At 46.8% G+C, this 17,978-nt stretch carries 9 protein-coding genes; 3 read left to right on the top strand and 6 right to left on the bottom strand.

Going from position 1 to position 17,978, the window contains the following annotated elements:
- Positions 1-70 precede the first annotated feature (70 nt).
- From VNN20_06510 to VNN20_06490, 5 genes are all read right to left on the bottom strand, one after another.
- Complete coding sequence (locus VNN20_06510) at positions 71-508, bottom strand: hypothetical protein (protein ID HWP91832.1); 438 nt, start codon at positions 506-508, stop codon at positions 71-73.
- Entirely contained in the window at positions 505-1,962 is a 1,458-nt protein-coding gene (locus VNN20_06505; GenBank protein HWP91831.1) for an HD domain-containing protein, read from the bottom strand. Before VNN20_06505 ends, VNN20_06510 begins: the two co-directional genes overlap by 4 nt.
- A 14-nt stretch (positions 1,963-1,976) precedes the next feature.
- On the bottom strand, positions 1,977-2,579 hold the full coding sequence (locus VNN20_06500) for a lytic transglycosylase domain-containing protein (protein ID HWP91830.1): 603 nt from the start codon (positions 2,577-2,579) through the stop codon (positions 1,977-1,979).
- Complete coding sequence (locus VNN20_06495) at positions 2,527-3,915, bottom strand: TraM recognition domain-containing protein (GenBank protein ID HWP91829.1); 1,389 nt, start codon at positions 3,913-3,915, stop codon at positions 2,527-2,529. The genes VNN20_06500 and VNN20_06495 overlap by 53 nt, the downstream gene beginning before the upstream one ends.
- Before the next feature lie 106 nt (positions 3,916-4,021).
- Positions 4,022-4,705, bottom strand: coding sequence for a hypothetical protein (locus tag VNN20_06490; GenBank protein ID HWP91828.1), 684 nt, complete (start codon positions 4,703-4,705; stop codon positions 4,022-4,024).
- A 165-nt stretch (positions 4,706-4,870) separates the two neighbouring features.
- On the opposite strand from VNN20_06490, the gene VNN20_06485 reads away from it, so the two are divergent.
- The 3 genes from VNN20_06485 to VNN20_06475 are packed head-to-tail and all read left to right on the top strand — an operon-like array spanning position 4,871 to position 6,303.
- Positions 4,871-5,233 (top strand): hypothetical protein, encoded by a 363-nt coding sequence (locus VNN20_06485; GenBank protein ID HWP91827.1) that lies wholly within the window; start codon positions 4,871-4,873, stop codon positions 5,231-5,233.
- Entirely contained in the window at positions 5,184-5,576 is a 393-nt protein-coding gene (locus VNN20_06480; GenBank protein ID HWP91826.1) for a helix-turn-helix domain-containing protein, read from the top strand. Before VNN20_06485 ends, VNN20_06480 begins: the two co-directional genes overlap by 50 nt.
- 40 nt (positions 5,577-5,616) lie before the next feature.
- Complete coding sequence (locus VNN20_06475; protein ID HWP91825.1) at positions 5,617-6,303, top strand: hypothetical protein; 687 nt, start codon at positions 5,617-5,619, stop codon at positions 6,301-6,303.
- Positions 6,304-6,604: 301 nt separating this feature from the next.
- Here the strand turns inward: VNN20_06475 and VNN20_06470 are convergent, their stop codons facing one another.
- Positions 6,605-17,791, bottom strand: a complete 11,187-nt coding sequence (locus VNN20_06470) for a neuraminidase-like domain-containing protein (GenBank protein HWP91824.1) — start codon at positions 17,789-17,791, stop codon at positions 6,605-6,607.
- Between the last annotated feature and the right edge of the window lie 187 nt (positions 17,792-17,978).

Genomic DNA, 17,978 nt, shown 5'->3' with positions numbered 1-17,978 from the left:
ATCCCACTTTTGTGAAGTTGTCTCCGGCCATATACAAATACTTTGTATTTGTATAGTAGGGTCATTGTCGCTACCCCTTTATTCCCTTATCATTAGTTTTATTAATCATCCTTTCTCTCCTTTTGTGGAACCTTTTTCTCATACGTCTCACCATCGTTCTAACATTGGGTCTGATCTTCGTATCGAACTTGTTGGACAGCACCGTGCAGATTTCGTTTACTCGCATATCGGGTTTATTTTCCAGTATTCCCTCAACGTAGGATTCCAGCGGTCCCACTCTCTTTTTCTTTCTGATAATTTCTCTTAGAAGTTTCTCACATTCTTTAAGAGGCAGCTTAAGCAAATAGAGCTTGAGAAGAGATTTTATTTTGATGTTTCTATTTCCATCTTCCATATTTGATTCTATCAAAAGCCTAATATACTCAGCTATGCTTATGCCTCGCTTTCCTGCCTCTTGATTTATATGATTGAATCCTCTTTCTCCTAATCGAATATGAATATCTTTCATCGTCTTGCCTCCGTAGAAAGTTCTACGCTTTTGATTTCTCTAAGTATTGATGTCTTTCTGAGTTCAATCTCATTGGGCAGAACCCCGAAAGCATTTATGAATACGGGAGTCCGGTATTCTTGTCTTAGCATTTCTCCTTCAGCTCCATAGCAGTTCCAGTAAGCACCGTAGTATCCTTCTTTTACCCCCTCTCCAAGCCATCCTCTTTCTCTCAGGGCATCTGCTATTAGAATTTTGGCTTTCTCTCTAAGTGAGTTGTCTATGAAATTTATATCTGTGATCTTTTTCTCCTCCATGACTTCTCTTGCTTTCTTTAATAAAAACTCAGGGTCTATATAGCAAATTCCATTTGGCATACTGAACGCTTTCCATCTAGCGTTGTATCTATTAAATCCCACGACTTGGTTTATATGGGGAAGAACACGCTTGAGAATATTATCGATGTTAGTTCTTAACCAGTCCGGAGGGACTTTATCGGTGCTGAGTCCCTTGCTAGAGCTTATAGTTAGTGGTTCGGCTTTGCTCAGGGTAGGTTTGGTCGAACCTGTGAAATTATTCGTTTGTCTAGCCGAAGCAGAAAACGCAATAAGATTCATCCCCTTGTCTTCTGTCGGTTCTACCTCATCTTCAAGTAGTATTCCAGGCTCATTTTCTTCCCCCTTTTCCCCCTCCTTTCTCAGGAGAATCAGTTCTTCTTCCCTGGCTTTCTTATCCGCTTGCTGAAGATGCTGAGCAAGCTCATCCTGGGGTTTTGGGTGGTGATGTGACTTTACAGCTTGAATTACCATCTCAATGTAAGGAATAACTTTTCCTATATCGGTAAGTATTCCGGCAGAGATAACAGGATGATCCCCAAGGGAGTAGGATTTTCTTTTTCTTAGAGCTGGGATTTTTCCTAAATCATGGGATAGTCCAGCAAGGATATAAGCTCCTCTTAGGATTTGGTCTTTGTAGTGGGACTTGTAGATTTCCAAAAGATTGTTAGTAACTCTAAGAGTGTGGTCGAGAAGTGAGACTTCAGCAAACGTACTCCAGTAATCTCCCAGGTCTTTAGTTTCCTGCTCATCCTGAGCGGAGACTATGCTTGGGCAGGATCCGTGCTTGTCGAGCAGTCCCAGGACTCTCATGACCGGAAAAAGAGCCGATTGGGATTCAAGGATTCCCCTCCAGGGCAATACCTGCACTTTCCAGAACTCTTTTATAGCATCGTTTTGCCATCCTTTGGGACTTTTCTCTTTTTGGACGGATTCTGCTTGTGTTGACTCCTTTGTTTGGGGAGGATTGGAATCCACTGTATTAGCTTTCTTGTCTTCTTTATTCCAGTGCATCCATAGAACAGAAAGTTCATCCAATGTAATTTCTTGTTCCGCCGGTTCGACAGGTTTTCTTTCTCTTGTGACAAAGAACAGGATTAAGCCGGAAGCTATAAGTCCTAAAGCCAGTGTTATAAGCAATTTCACCCTCTTTACTAGAATCCTTTCTTAGCTATATCCTCACCGTTAGTTTCATCAACTTTTAATCCTTCAATTACCTCCCAAACCTTCCGCGAGTACGTAAGTCCCCCGCCGTTATAGTGGGATATTCCTTCCCACGTATACCCATAGCGATCGATCATGGTTCTGAGTATGTATGCGCTCCAATAGAGGTTATAGCAGGGGTCAAGAAGGTTATAAGGGTTAATTCTATAAGAAATAATATTGCCTCTGTTTATTTGTCCCACGCCCAGGTCAAAGTCGAGCCCTTCTTGCCAGAGCCAATCTATCCACCGCCTGGCAAGATCAACTGAGTCGGGGTATATGGCTATATTCTTCCCATCTTTTCTATATCCGATTGCATACGGATGGAAGTTAGACTCCACTTTAGCAATTGCCCAGAGAAGAGTCGGGTGAATCCCGTACCTTTGGGATGATTCATCAAAGCAGTAGCGGTTTTCCGGATACTTTCCCTGCGTACCTTCTGAGAAGGTTTCTGAGGGCTTTTCCGGAGATGAATCGTTACCTCTAATCTCGGAGTAGGATTTAGCTGTTGGTAGAGCTAGAATCAATAGAGCCATCATTATTATCCTCATCATCTCCTCCTTTAATTTCCGGAAGCTTAATTTTAAGTGTTGGGTGAATCACATCGTATGTTTTTCCCTTGTATATTCCGTTCATGGTAAACACAAAAATTTCCCTGAACTTAAGCCCCAATACCTCGTCGGGTAATATCTTTTCCTCTTCCATTTCCCTAACGCTTACCCCACCGCCTAGAGAGAGTATTGGAGAGAAGCGCCTTTTTACTCCGGCGAGGTCGGATACATATCTTGCGGTCTGGGGGTCGTTTACCCTGAACACTATCTTTGTATTGGTATTGTCCAGAATCTTCTTTGCATGAGGCTCTCCCAGTTCCGCTACCAAGTCTTGATAACTTTGGGTCATAAGGTGAAGCCATATCCCTGCTCCGCCTGCTTTGTTGAACAGGTCCTCTATGCCCAGATAGAGTACGTTTGAGGCTTCGTCTATATGAATGCAGATGGGAGGGTTTATAGCTCCACCTTCTGCAAGCACTCGTCCCACAAAGCTTTGAACCATGGAAAGAAGGACCCGTGCTATTATATGAGCGGTTCTTCGCGTCAGAAGAGAGCCGGTCTGGATTACAAGAATTACCCTTCGTCCTTTTTCGAGCCTTTCAATAAAGGGGTTAGCGCTGGCTTTTCGTATTACTTTTCCCACAGACCCTACGGAAAGAGCGGTAAGCACGGTTCTAAGCGATGACGACACCTTGGAGAAGTAATCCTGCGGCGATGAAAGGATTTGATAGAGAGAGGAGAGGATCTCGTCTGCTTCCTCTGTCTTTAGACCCTCGAGTTGCGATTTAAGCTTAAGCAGGTCGGGATAGCTTATTCTCTCTTTGATTGACTGGAAATTGAATTGAGGGGATTTTCCTTCCTTCTCTGCAAAGAGTATTAGGCTCTGCACCACGATGAGGGTTACTTCGTATGCCACATTGATAAAGAACTCCTCCTTAGCTCGTATTCCCGAGACTACGTGAGATACTACTTCTTCGGGCATGAAGTAGTGAGATAGCGGGTCTAGCCGTATAGACCGGTCTGCAAATATAGGGGAGAGAAACATAAGCTCCCTTTCTCTTCCCGCCTCTTTTGCTATTTGGGCGATTTTAGAGAGAATCTGTATATCCCCTTTGGGGTCTATCCAGAGAATGGAGTATCCCTTTTTAATGTCCTGCTCGATCATTAACTCTGCAAGGCGTGTTTTGCCTGAGCGTGTAGTTCCCATAGTGAAGATATGTCCCTGGCGGTGCGTGTCCGGAATAGATACAGGCACGAGATGGGGATCGCCAAGAAGAGTTCCCTCTCCTATGAGAGTTTCGGGAGCGGGATTTAATTTAGTCTTTTTCTTTCCAAACATTTCTTCTCATCAACGTGGACGGTAAGTAGTAGACAGTAGGCAGTAGACAGGGTTTTATTCTTTTCTCCTATATTCTGTCTACTGTATTCCGTCTACTCTCATTTCCTCACTGACAGAGCAGCTTCAGCTTTAATGCCGAAGAGATATCTAATGGAAATCCATCGCCTTTAACGACAAGTGTAGGGATCGTTCTCCGCCTTGCGTTGTAGCACTCAATTGACTCGTATTTAAAGGGCCTCACTTCACCGCGCTCTATTACTCTTTCTATCGAATGAAGCAGGAGAGACCTTCCGTATGAATCCACTTCCGCATTGGATACAGGGGTAACGAAGGTAAGTGAATCGGAGGATCTGAGCACCGCCAGTTGCTTCTTATTGCCGTTAAGAACACACGAATGACTCCCTTTAAGCACGCTGATTTCTATTTTGTGCATTAAAGCCCGGATCGTGAGGTCGTTTATAGGAAATCTTGTTCTTTTTTTGTCTTCCCGGCATGAGGCCAAAAGGAATGCAAGAAAACGTTTCTTAACCGCTTCCGCCCGTGGCTGATAGAGTCCTATCATATTTTTCCCCTGAAAGTGTTTCCAGAGAGCGTAATTGAGTGTGTCACTGACCTTCCCCAGAATAAAAAGTCCGAGTGCTGAGTAGAGGTCCGACAGGCTTTGTATGTCAAATTCACCCTGAAAAGGCTTCCAATCTTCGGTTACGCCCTGCGGCTTATGGGCGATTTTACCGTCTATAATGAGCTTTTTCCCCTGGAGGGTAATGTTGCCTTCGCTTAATCGAATCATGGTTAAACCTCCTTTTGTGGTTTGATAAACTCACCACAGGTGTGATTTTTCTGAGAGAAATATACGAAAAAGTTTTTAGAGTAGTAAGCATGGCAAATCGGCAAGCTTAGACGGTATGCTTGCCGCATTTTGGGGGTTGAATGTTAAGTTTCGGGAGTTAGAATCTTGAGCATGGTAAAAAACATAAAAAGGTCAGCTTATTTCGAGTCAGCTTATCTAGCAATGCAGGAGATTGTTCAGGGAATCTTCAGGCTCTCGGAAGCAGAACACTATCTTGAAGAGGATGGGTATTTTCAGGTTCCCCCTTACTTTAAAGAAAGAGTAGGAAAGCTCAAGGAAGTAATCTCGTGTGTTCACCCTCCCAGGACAAGGGCAGAGCTGGAAGAGTTCTTAAGGTGCTTTGATTCCGGAGACTTTTCTCCTGTTATGAAGAAAAAGGAAAGGGAATTAGAAATTTATTACATTGGAGCCAGCATATTTGAAAGAGAGAAAACCAGAGCTAAGAAAGAGAATTCTCAAGCTCTATGAGATAGGGCTCAAGACAAAGGAAATTTCTCAAGTTTCAGGAATTCCTCCCCGGACTGTGAGGTATTATCTTTCGACTACCCATGCTAAGCAAGGTCGAAGCATAATGCCATCACCTTCTGTGGTGAGCCATGAGGATTCCTCAAGATCAGCCGAAGGGCCCAATCCATTGTCTTTAAGATTAAAGGCAAACCCCCTGGACCAGGTCTGGATTGAGAGGCTAAACCAAGCCGGTGCAAGCATAGAGGAGATCTCTGATATTCTCAGGCTTAGCGGGAGAGAAATATTTAAGGCAATCAGGGATCAAAAACCAGAGGCCAATCACTCCAAGCGACTAAAGCTGTGAATTCGTTTAACACCTTTTAAGAATCAGGAGGCTGGTACTATTGCCAGAAGGAAGAAGAGGATCGGTGATATTTTCTCCAACGGTATCCGCGCCAAAACCTGCGGGATTAATTGATGCCATCTCCGAGATACAGCAATACTACATAATCGAAAAGACAGGTCAGGATATACCCCCCGAGTTTCTGACCATAAGAGGGGTTTTGACCTTTTTTACCGTTGGGTTTAAGAATGGCCTTGTAGAGGGTCTACTTTTAGGATTATTCCTACCGCTGGCATGGGGAGTATGGGAAGGGAAAATCCCTGTTTTTGGCGGAATCCAGCATGACCTTTTTACCAGACTCTTTGTGTTCATTTTGGGGTTTGGAATCAGCGTATCTATCATGGTGTTATTCGGCATAATTCTGGCAAAGTATTACATTGGAAATCTGACAAGGCGAGCGGTGGATGCGCTTGTTTGGGGACGGGCGGCGAGTCTTACTTTCAAGGGGATATTGATATTTGGAGTGATTTACGTAGCTCTACTTTTCTGGACCCCCGAGAATGTGTGGTGGGTGGCAGAACATATCTGGAAGTCCAACCCGGAAGGTTTGTATTACAAGGTTCTAGGAATGAAGCAGGCAGTATGGATGGCTGCTTGGATGCAGCTTTTAATCAGTCCATTGCTAAGTGTTATTCCGTTTCTGTGTCTCAAGTCAAGGAAGAAGTTAATCCTAAAGGAATCAAACTAACTTCCTGTAGGCATGGGGAAAATTAATTTGAATAACGCGTAAAGTGAAAAGATAACAATGATTTTAATATAACTCCACTTTGCATTTCCCTTTATTTTTATACAATGAGCTTATTCATAAATCCCATAAATACAAAGAGGTTGAGGTCGTGCTGAAGGTCACTTCACTTGAGAACCCAAAACTTAAGGAGCTTAGAACTAACCGTCAATATCCAAGCTTAAGCTTTTAAATAAATTTTGATACTGCTTTAAAACTGGTTAAATAAATTTGTTCTTTAGCTGCACTTCCTTATGCTCACCCCTTAAGGTGTTTCATCTTGAACCGAATAATGACAGAGTATGATTATGTCTTCGATAGCATCCAATTTGCCCAAAACAGTGACAAGTTGCTCGATATCCGCCTTTTGTGCCGTAAGCACCCAGATACCAAGGCCGCGCGACACATCCATCACCGCATGTGGAATCCCATTCAGAAACGACGCAATACTGTCAAGTGGCTTACTATCTGTGCTGTCAGGTGATGTGAGGGACACTGTGAGGGGATTGCCATCGGCATAGATTTCAGCATAGGTCTTACCATTCTCAGGATTCACACCATCCTTGAGCTTCAAGAATAGCTCTATCTGGCTAATCTCAATTGTCTTACCCCGGAACTGGAATGGAAACCGCTCCTGTGTTAGCTCAAGTTTCAAGGTCTGGCTAGTTGCTGTATCCGCCGGATGCAGGAAGCGGTGCCACTCGCTCGGAAACTCGTGTTTCGCGCTGAAGAGCCGTGCAAGTGGGGCTTTGTCTGTATCTGCAATCGCATCCTGCATAGCCTTCTTAGCTGCCTTTTTCAGAATCTCCCCGCCTTCCCACGCTGTGTACTTTAAATGCAGAATCACATCGGAGAGCGTGTTAAAGTCAAAGGCGTTGCAGTCCTTGGGCATGTCAATCCGCCATCTAGATATGACACCGGCGCCCTCGAATGGCAGGTAGCGTTCGTCGCGGAAGTTCAGTTCGAACATGCCGCTGTCATTCTGTGCGTGGCTAGTGGCGATGGATTGCATAGCGGCGAAGTTAGTAACAAAACGATTATCTTCTCCGTCCTCACTTTCAGGGTAAGGATCCGTTGGCGTGCTTTTGATGCGCGTCTTATTGCTTAATAACGTCAGAGTGCAGTTGATGCTGGTGTAGGGACCTACCACGCAGGGGATGGTTAAGCTTACGCTCTTAACCCGGCGCATGTAGTGGCCTGGATAATCCGCGTCAAAGAGGGCTTCGGGTAAAAAGACTTCACATTGCCCAGTCTCTTTCAACGCAATCAGAGCCATCGGATCATGGAGCACCAGCGAAACATGTTTCGTGATCTCGTATTCGCGCTTGTTCTGGTCGAGATAGGCTTTCTCCATTTGTTTGAGTGCCAAGTACAGCTTTTCACCTGACAATAGTCCTTTTCGAACACTATCCCAGTACCCGAACTGGATGAAATTTGAACTTGTCAGGCCGCGTTCAAAACGAAAAGTTTTCTCGGCTTTCTTAGCCAAATCGTAAGCCATCTGGTAGCACTGGTTATAGACAGCGGAGATTTCGCCTTCCATCCAGGTATAGAGTTCCTTGTTTGTGTATTTAGTGCGAAGGAATTCCTCGATCGCCTTAGCATTCTCAATCTGCTTGTCGTGGTCTTCAATCTCTTTCTGGGCAATGTCTATCCGAATATTCGCTGCCGCAATCTGCTTATCTATCTGTTCTATTTCTTTGGCAGCAAGGTCGCTTTGTAATCTCCATTCCTCATCTCTTCTATCGTAGCCAGCCAAGATTGAGGCTCGCGTACCCTGATGAGTATGATCGGAGGCGAGATAATTTACGCGTCTTGCCCAGGCATACAGCGCTGCGCCAATGTTGGAACCCCCGTATGATAAACCCACAGGAAGAGGAGGAGGAGTAGGGGGCATGGACGGCGCAGGTATGATAGTGAGTGATATATTCGGTATAAAGTTCATTATCTGTGCTATCAATTCGACGTCTGCTGCAATTCCTTGCCAGGAATGTGCCTCTTGAAGTTGCTCGAGATAATCCTTCTCTTGTTCAATAAGCTTCTTACCCCCGGAACTGCCGACCAGGGGGACAGGTAGATTAGGTGCTGGACAAGAGGTTCCTTCTATGCCTAGAAGCTTCTTGTAGTGCGTATAACGCGTGCACACCACCTCACGAGTCTTTTTCAACCCGTCTCTCGTTGCCTCCGATTCTTCCTTCTGCTTCTTCTTTACCTCCTTAACCAGATTAAGAATCACCGTCTCATGATTGGCACGGATGGCGGCTAGCTCTTCGGCATCTTTCTTTTCTAACGCTGACAGCAATGCTGCACCCAACGACCTAACTTCTGCGCACAATTCAAGGGCCTTTTGCAGCATGTATTGGAAACGGTAATAAGGCGTCGGCGTGTTGATGTCGTTAAGCACACTGCCGATGTCTACACCCATAGCAACAGCTTGAACCAAGAGAGCCGGGTCAATCGGCGGCTCAAAGAGCGGAAGTTCTCGGACAACACCTTCGATGTTCATACAGTGCCGAATCTTAAACAGGCGGTCTGCAACCGTGTCCCAGTATCCCAGCAGTTTGTCATTTTGCGGAATGCAGAAATAGAGCGTCTTCAATAAACCTTCTGTTCCATTACTGCCGCCGCTCGGTGAGGGAGATACGCTGCTAAATAGGACATGATTCTCCAAATCCGCCAGCGCATTTGAGAATGCGCCCAGAGGTTTAAGCTTTAACGTTGCGTAGGTTTCTGTTTTTACCGTTCCTCGCCGTGGAATGCGTTGGGGGCGTGGGCCGAGGATTTCCGCTGCCAGGACATACAACTGTGTTGCCTCGTTGATTGACTCAATCGTATCCCGGCGGAACAACTGATCGCCCCATGCAATCAGATTATCAATGTATTTCATCACCACGTTTTTCATGTAAGCTACGAGGCGCATACGGGCAATCAGATGGGGATTGAATGGGTTATCCCGCCACTCTTCCACCTGTGCAATTAGCTTCTTTTTTTCTTCACTATCCGGTCCACTCAAGGCATTAAGCAGGTCTTGTATACGTATTCTCTCAGTGGTTTTGAATGGCAAGACTTTCCAGTATCGTTCGGGTGACGACTCGCCGGAACTAGTAGTGGGGTCAAAGATATAGTGAAACCATCGCAGCGCCTCTTCAAAACGCTGGTTTTTGCTTAAGCGGGTCGCTAGCAACATCGGAGCGTGGAAGAACAGTTCCCAGTTATAGAGCGAATAGGCACCGGCATTGCTGAAGTCCACATCCTCAAGCGGATAAGGGGTGTCTACGTGATCCGTTGGGGTATACAGCTCCTCAAAATTGTTTGTTATGCCTACAGGAATGAGACCACCGGTGATCCCACCGGACACGAGTTTGGGTCTTAGATCGGTGAATCGTTGATTGTCAGGTGTTAGTAAGCCGGGTATGCCGTAACGGTTGAGTCTTTTGATGAATTCACAGACATGGGGATGGAAGAAAATATGGAATTTTACATTGATAGTTGTGTCACGCACACGAAGCGCCTCAGCAAATACGTCATGAGACCAGGGTTCTTCAGCCAAGGCATGTAACCCTACGCCGCTCATCATGAACGCTGTTCGGCGAGGTTGCGCAATTGTTTCCACAGGAATCCCTTCTGTTAGTGTAGTAACCCCTCCTAACAAGTTCAATGGACCTAGATCACCTAAATCTGGGATGTCGATGATAGTAGGCCTCGTACTAGGTGGAAGGGGCGCGATTCTGTTAGGGGCGAGCCTTCTTCTAGTGGTGACAAAGTAAGTGCGCTGACCGTCTTGGTATATAAACGGAAACTCGGGGATGTATTGCGGAACCTGGTGCAAGTAAAGGATATTATATAAGGAAGGAGTCTTTCGTAAGACTGTTATCGGATTCTTTTTCGTGTCTTCGGCCTGTTGTTCTGTTATATAGGGAGTAATAAAAATTGCATCATAAAGATCGAATGGGGTTCCCGGAGCAATTTGCTTTAACAACATGAATTCAGGGTACGTGCTCGAAAGGTGGAATAGGCGGTAGTCCTTCACTAGCGTATCTGGCACGGTTCGTCCTGGGAGTGAGCTTATACCAGTGCTGCTTATTTGAACCGAGGGCATAAATATTCTATAGCCCACAATATCCGATTGGTGACAACCGCCGAATGCAAACCCCCCATCACTCTTAATACCCTCTCTGCTAATGGCATTCCCGGAAAATTGGGTTACGTATCCAACATCGTAAATAAGCAAGCCGCCCATTATTGGATCAACAATAGCCTTGAAGATGTGACCTCCTTTGCGTTGATAATCCGAGAATATAATTCCCGAGGTTATCTGCTTTGGTGACCACTGATTTTGTCTGTACTGGCTCCAGGCAAGTTTAATTCCAACCATCGTTGTGTTGTTTTCAGGCCACGGCTTTTCCATAAAGATGGGCCAGAAAAGATGCAGCCGCCTATTCCACACCACAGGTATCAACTGTACTCCTACATGATTGTCCTCCTCAACCCCCTCAATGTCTGCCTGGACTTTCTCCCAGGGCGTCCATCGAATGCCATCCATCAGGCGACGATAGTAGTAGACGCGCGGCGCGGATAAGGTCCGACCAAAAACGTGGATTATGTTTGTTATCTTAGCTGTGATCGGATCAGTCTCTAACTCCCAATACATCCCGCAAATTTCCAGTCGGGCGACCTGATTGAGCTTCTCCAAGTAATTCAGGAACGCCCTTTCGACAGTGTCTGATGTCATGTCATTCTGAAGCAATTCAGATTCCAGTTCCTTAAAGAACGGGCTCTTGTCGTCGCGTAACTCCGGCTCGATCCAGTTTTCAGGATAGAGAAACACTTTGCGGTTGGCTTCCCAGACACGATAATTTTTCATCCACTTCCACCGGTCTGCATCAATCGCAGAGGGAGATACCTGAAGTTCTAGATTCAACAAACAGCGCTGGATGAAAAGCTGCACTGATGAGATACCCTGCTTGATTCGAGAAGTCATCATGCAGGCGTCCATTTCCACATCAATCAGGAAATATTGGTAAAGCCCGTTCGAGTTGGTTATGCCTTTTTTGATTATTTCTGGATCGGCAAGCAAGTAGGCGATTAATGCCGCCTTTTGGCTTTCCCGCAAAATATCATTCAGGGGTTTCGCCACCGCCAGCCATTGTTCGTCGTCATACTTGGCTTTCACAGTGTTCTTGATTTCCTGCGACTGTTGTGCATCCGGCTCTTTGGTAGCCCAGTCAAAGAGCCGATCAACTGAAATACCAAGCCGCTTGCTCAACCGCACACAGGCTTGCAGTCTGACTAACCAAATTTCATTCTTGAAACTATCGGCGGTGAGGCTAAAGGCAGCAATAAGTGCGTGAAGGGTCTTAGCGTCCCAGCCGAAGGCGTGTACCAGCTTGTCCTCCTTCGCGGCCTCAGCCATAACCACTTGCCAGAGATTCGGTGGCGACGCAGCCTTAAGGGCTCCCCAGGTAGCGGATTCTACGATGCCGTCCGCGTTAAGTCCATGGCTCTGCTGAAAACCAATGACCGCAGTGCGGGTTCGCGTATCAAATACGCCATCCAAATTCAAAACCGGCTGGGTACCTGTAGCATTAAGCAAACGCTGTAAGGCTATGACGGCTGCCCCGGCGGAACCCCGCTGAAGCAGTGGGAGTTTGTCCTCAAGCGATACCGCTTCAAATACATCTATCAGGCTGACCTCGCCTTGCGGGAAGCTGTTGCGGAGAGTGACAAAGTCGCTCAGGCGTTGCCATTGCTTGAACAATTCAACCGCCTTCTGATCCGCTTGAACAGGATCATAGCGATCCAGCGGCAGAGCTTTAAGATCAAAGTTATCAAAGTCCATCGAATGGCCTGACAAATAGGCAACTTCCTTGTCTGTCATCTTGAAGCCGTTGATGAGCAAAGCAATCTTATGTAGCAACGTGAATGCGGTAACAAAGGTGTCAAAAACACCGCTCGGATACAAGTTGCTTGAGGGAATAATGTCCTTCGGGGTTGTCCCGCTGCTCCAGCGCGGTTCGGCAACCACCAAAGCTGGATCGTTCGCGGGCAGTTGATGCAGTTCCAAGCGCAATTCATAAAGCTGTCCAGCCTTGAGCGTAATCGGTTTTTTGTTGCTCAGTTCTGGTGGAAGCTGACCGGGCGTAGGCGGAGTTGGCGGCTCGTCAATAATGGATTGCGGATTGTCACCAATCCACAACCGGACACCGCCATAAGTAACAATGTAAAAAGTGTAGTCATCGTTGTTGGATGCCAGAAGCATACCCGTCCAGCGCACACTGCCAGTGCCAGAAGGAATGGTTGTAAGACCTCCCTCGTGTAGCGCTAAAAAGTCATCTATCGCAGTTTCGTTCGGCTTGGCATTCTCCTTACGCGATTTAAGAAGCCTTTCCAGCAGTAACTCAGTTGTCTTAGTATCTAGCTTAAGTGCATCACTGAGTGTTTGCTTGACCAGGCTCCGGCTCAATCTGCCGCGCAGATAGGGCAGCAGTTTCTCTAAAAGATAGTCAAATTTGGTAGCAATGACAGTAGTAACAGGCTTGACAGTATCATCCATCACAGGATTGCCGTCTTTGTCGAGCAACACAGGCTTACCGTTTTGGTCAAGTGAGGTGACATCCAATAACTTTTCTTCAGCGTCTTTTATATCATTAAGAAAGCCGTTTAGCGTGTCCTTGATAAAAGTTCTCGGTTGCTGAAAAAGAGCGTCTATTGCGTTTTCATAATCCTTTTGCACCTGTCCTGCGAGAAAGCCCGATAGACCTTTCAAAGTTACCTGTTCATCTGACGTCATGGGGCCGTTGAAACTCAGTAACTCGTCTTTATGGGCATAGATGATTTTATTTTTCAACTCTTCTGGGAAATCAAACTCATCAGGCAGACCTTTTAATCTCGCTGTATATCTAGCGCTTCCGTCAATCATCCGAATCGTCTGGTCAACAATCGCAGGCTCGAAAATCATCCCCAATTTGGCGCGGGTGAATTCGCCAGCCGGGTCGGGTGCAATTACGTTCTCCTCAGCAATCTTTGTCAGCCCGTCACGCAAACCCTGGGCGAGCTGAAGCAAAGTCTCTCTCTGTGGCGCGAGGCTTGCAGGCGGTTCGGACAAATGCCTGTAGAGATAGTTCAATTGAGCGACCGTAAAGCCCGATTGACGCACCTTCCGCACAATGTCCATGAATTGGATTGTCTTATCGGGTGAAACGAAGGGATCAATTCCCGATAGTGTTTTGAGTGAGATCAAATCTTTGATATTTAGCTTCACGGCCTTTGCAAGCACTACACAACGATACAGCCTAGACAGGTTCGCAAGATTAAGCAGCGCATTATCAGCGGCTAAGTTGGCGTCCTCACGTATTACTGCGAGGTCTGCTTCACGAATACGAAACGCCGCCAGTATGGTTGGGATATGCTCGGATATAGTCAGATTTGAATCCGCAAATTTAAGCTCCGAACCCTCTGGGTTAAGTTCAAACTTTTCGTCCAATTCCCGCGCAGCCTTATTCAAGAAAAGTTTTTTATAAAGCGAGTCTTCTCCTTGAGTGTCAATATTTCCCCAAAGGCTAAGCAATTGAACGAGGGGCAGTTTCAACTCAGACTGAATTTGCTTAACCTGAGCAAGCTTCTGCAAAAAGTCTGGATCAATATCGCTGGTTTTAAAAGCCGTTATCGTCCGGTCGAGGTCGCGCATCGTCCAGCCAAGCTTTCGCCATAATCGGATGAAGCGGTGCATCTTGTATAGCTCGTTTTCTCCCAAATCCTTTCCACTCAAATGTTGAAGCTTGGTGACGCTCAGATTACATGAGGAGCCCGGCGCAAAGGGCTCGACAAAACGCCGCAATCTATTGAAGTGTGTCTTTACCCAGTTGATGACATCTTTGACCCCAGCTTTTTTAAATGCATCAACCACCTTCGGGTCTGGACTGGAGAAATTGTTTGCTATCATTTCGGCCAGGTTAGAGAAGCTTACATTTATGCTCTCTAGAAACTCGAATGCCTGCTGTTCCGGATTAATGAAGCGCGTCTTGAGTAATTCGATCAACTCCATATAGCTTAAACCTGTCCGTTTTAGAAAATCCGTAGCGTACACTACGCGTTCCTGCCAAGAAGAAGAACGTTTACCGGAAAAGCCCCAAGTGGCGCTTCCCCCATAAAGCGTAAAAGCCATGCCATTGACCTTCTTACCTTCCAGGCCCACAAAATGCGCTGGTATCTCTAAACGCTCCCATTGGCCGGATGGAGGCAATGGCCCCATGTACCGACGGCTGATTGTGCCATCTATACCCCAACCGATGCGGTTTGCACCCCAGTAAGCCCGGTGTTCCCAAGTGCCGTCGTTCCACCGTAACATAATCTCCTCCGGCAAGTTGTTGGGGTCAAGGAACACCTGGGTAAACAGGTGGTCACCCTCGGATATATCCAGCGTTTCGGTGGCATCCTGGAAGTAGTGCTGGTGTATACCTGAGACTACAGAAGATTGATGAGCCATACCGCCTGATGGAGGAGCCGGATTAAATGTGACGAAATTCCAACTGTCATTGTTGGCAGATTGCTGCGCACCTTGAGGCAAGCTATCTTTGAACCAAGCGGTTTCAGTGGACACGAGATCCACGTTGTACCCGTAAAATTCACGAATCGCTCTTGCTGGTGTCACATCGGTACCGTTGAAATTCTTCCCCGTTAGAATCCGATATTCCTCAGCCGTAATCTTCAGATATTCGGCATCTATCTCCCGTTGCCGCACAATAGAATCATCCTTCTGAAAGGTCTTCATCAGCTCGTATCGGCTGCTACCCAGGTGTTCAAGATAAGTACGCGCCACTTCAACATCACGGTTAAACGGGAGAGATAAAGGATAAATCGCTTCTTTCAGTTTCTTATAAGCCTCGTCAATCGTGAACTGCGGATTGGCTTTTAGCTCCTCAGCAGTGTTGTCGGCGGTATCTCGGGCTGCTGTCTCATCCAGCTTGCCGTTGGCAACGTAGAACTCCAGAATTTCATTCACCAAATCCACATAAGGAATCAGGGTATTGGTGTTCTCGCAGTTGAGCTTTATGTGCTCAAGGTCGGGCCGTCGCTCAAGAAGGACTTCTATCGGCTTTCGGCCGACGGGCGGTGGGAATTCAGGATCCAAGAAATGCAACAGGTCAACAAAGTAGGCTGCCGGGCTATAGACAGAACGGCAGTGCTCACACTCGCAGAGATCCAACCCGCCAAAAAGCTCGTTGTAGTTTGGAATCTTTTTGATAACCTCTTGCTTGATACCCTCTATGTCATTGTCAACAGCTATTGGGGTGGAGTCGTAAAGAGCAGACCAGAGATAGGCGTAAAAATTAAGCGCCGTTGCGCTTATATGCTCTGCCTTGGCATAGACCTTCAGTGCGTTTTCCTCACCTCCAAGATTCTCCTTAAACTTCATCATAAAGGTTTCTTGAGGAATGTTTATGATACGCTGCGCAGAATCCAAACCCTCCCCCAAAAGCGCTTGCATTTCCTCAGGCCCTGGGCTCATCTGAAACACGCGCTGGAGCCGTTTGAGCTGGCTCGTGACCGCCGCTCTGTCTTCGATGCCATCGAAGACGGCTTCGCCATGCTCGGCGATGTAGGTATCAATATGCGTGGTGCGGAAGTCAAATGCTGGGGCGGTTTTCGCATCCTCCGCTTTCTCGGCGTTCTCAAGGAAGCGCAACACTTCCTGCCGGATTGCATTTGGAAAAGAGTCAAAACTACTGAATATAAGAGAACTTCTGTCCAAATTTTTCTTAAGGTCCGGAAATGTGTTAATCTCCCGGCGCAATGCTTCCATCGAGGCTTTTGCTTTTTGTTTATCTGACTCATCGAAGCCGGTGAGATCAAGGTTTTCAGGAAGAGGTCGGTCCAGTTCAGTTATCCGGGGATTCTGCAACAAGACGCGCTGCACCAGACGAATATCCATCTCCGGCGCCTTGGCAACGATCCGCCCGGCAATGACTGCGGTAGGGTGTGTTGCCTGAAGAACGCCAATGATACTGTTGATGTAGTTTGCGGCTTTTTCCGCATCGTCTTTCCCAGGAATATCGGGCGGAAAGCCGATTTTCTGGTCACTGTCGCCAACTTTCCTATTGATAATCTCTGTCCAGGCGGCTCTATCTAATTTAGCAAGGCTGCGGGTGGAGCGTAGCGTTGTGTCTTTCTGAAGTTCTCGAACCAGGGGCACATGATTGAGCGTGAGGAGACCCAATTGCAGAGTCAACTGTAATCTGTCCACGTCTTCCTTGAACGCCGGATTCTCGCGGAGACTTTTCCAGAACTCCTCGATAGCCCCTCCATGGCTGAGATACAAATCAAGGAAACGAGCCTGCTTTTCCTTTGATTGAATCGCAGTGCTCAACAAATCGCCCAATGAGAACCGGCCTTCTCCAGCCGGTTTATTAAGCGCGTGATCAATAATCAAAGCCTGAAAGCGACTTAGAAACTCGTCCAGAGTGTCATTTATCCGGAAGGGGATAATGTTCTCCTCTATGGACTTCTTGAGGGCGTTCTTCCATGCGGCGCGACCTTGCTCAATCAGCCGTGGTAGTTCAGTTGGCAGATTCTGCCGGAAGAGACCGTAAAAGACTTCAGCGGGTAAACCTAAATCCTCCGCCGCCGCATTCTTTTGCAGCCTTGCCGCCTCAGACAAAAACTCAATCCTCTGCCGCTCTATTCCCGTCTCCACAGTCAAGAAATCAATGTCTTCCGTATTCAAATCGGCGAGTTTATCAATTAGCGTAGGCTCCGGAATACCCTCGATTCTAACGTTGACCAGCAAGGGTTCCAGTTCCCTTAAGAGCCGCTCGTATTCCGAAGGGCCAACCGCAATCCGGTCAACTAAAAAATTCACCGTCTCTTCTTGTCTGGCTTGTGGAACGATGGGAATGTTAACTTGCTTTTCCCCGTCAATCATCCTGATTGTGGCAAATGGGTTTTGAGATTCATCTACCGCCTTAAAATTAGTGATAGGTATCCCCGTTTGATCAAACAGCCTAAAAATCAAATCTGCGCTGGCTTTTTCTGCTCGACTGAACTGTTCTGCGGAGTAATGTATCTCATAGTGACCCGCATCATCGGTCAACGCTTCACCTAGCATCTCCTCGCCGCGTACATCCTTATCGAAAGCCTGAACCAATACACCGACAAGCGAGCTGTTATCCCTCTGGCGAACCTGTCCGCGGACAAGGAACGATTCTGGTTGTGGTCTCACTCTGTCCAATTCAGCATTGATGAGTGTTGCGGTATGTTCGTCAACCACACCAGTGGTTTCCAGGCCATGTTGACCCTGAAACATTCCTACGGCCTTACGCGTACCTTTCCCGAAGAAAGACTTGTTTATCTCTTCATCCGGAATCTCAAAACCGAGCTGTAGTAGCTCCTTGTGAAGGAGCTTAACATCGTCACCCCGCATATTTAGTTTAAGTTCACGTCCTTGTAATTCCATGGTTGCTTACCCCCTGTTTGATCAATTTTTTTCTGATACGTTTGAGAGATTATGGCTTTGGAGATTCATATGCTCACTCCTTCGGGCTGCCGCTTAAAAACCTAAAAGCTCGCGTTCGGCGCGAAACCAGTTGTCCTCGGCCGAGCCGCCGCGACCCCATTCGTAGATTTCGCATGATCTCTTGGCG

It is taken from the genome of Thermodesulfobacteriota bacterium (genome assembly GCA_035559815.1).
Classification (GTDB): Bacteria; Desulfobacterota_D; UBA1144; order Nemesobacterales; family CSP1-2; genus DATMAT01.
Note: the sequence above shows the minus strand (reverse complement) of the source record. Positions and strands in the feature narration are given on the sequence as shown.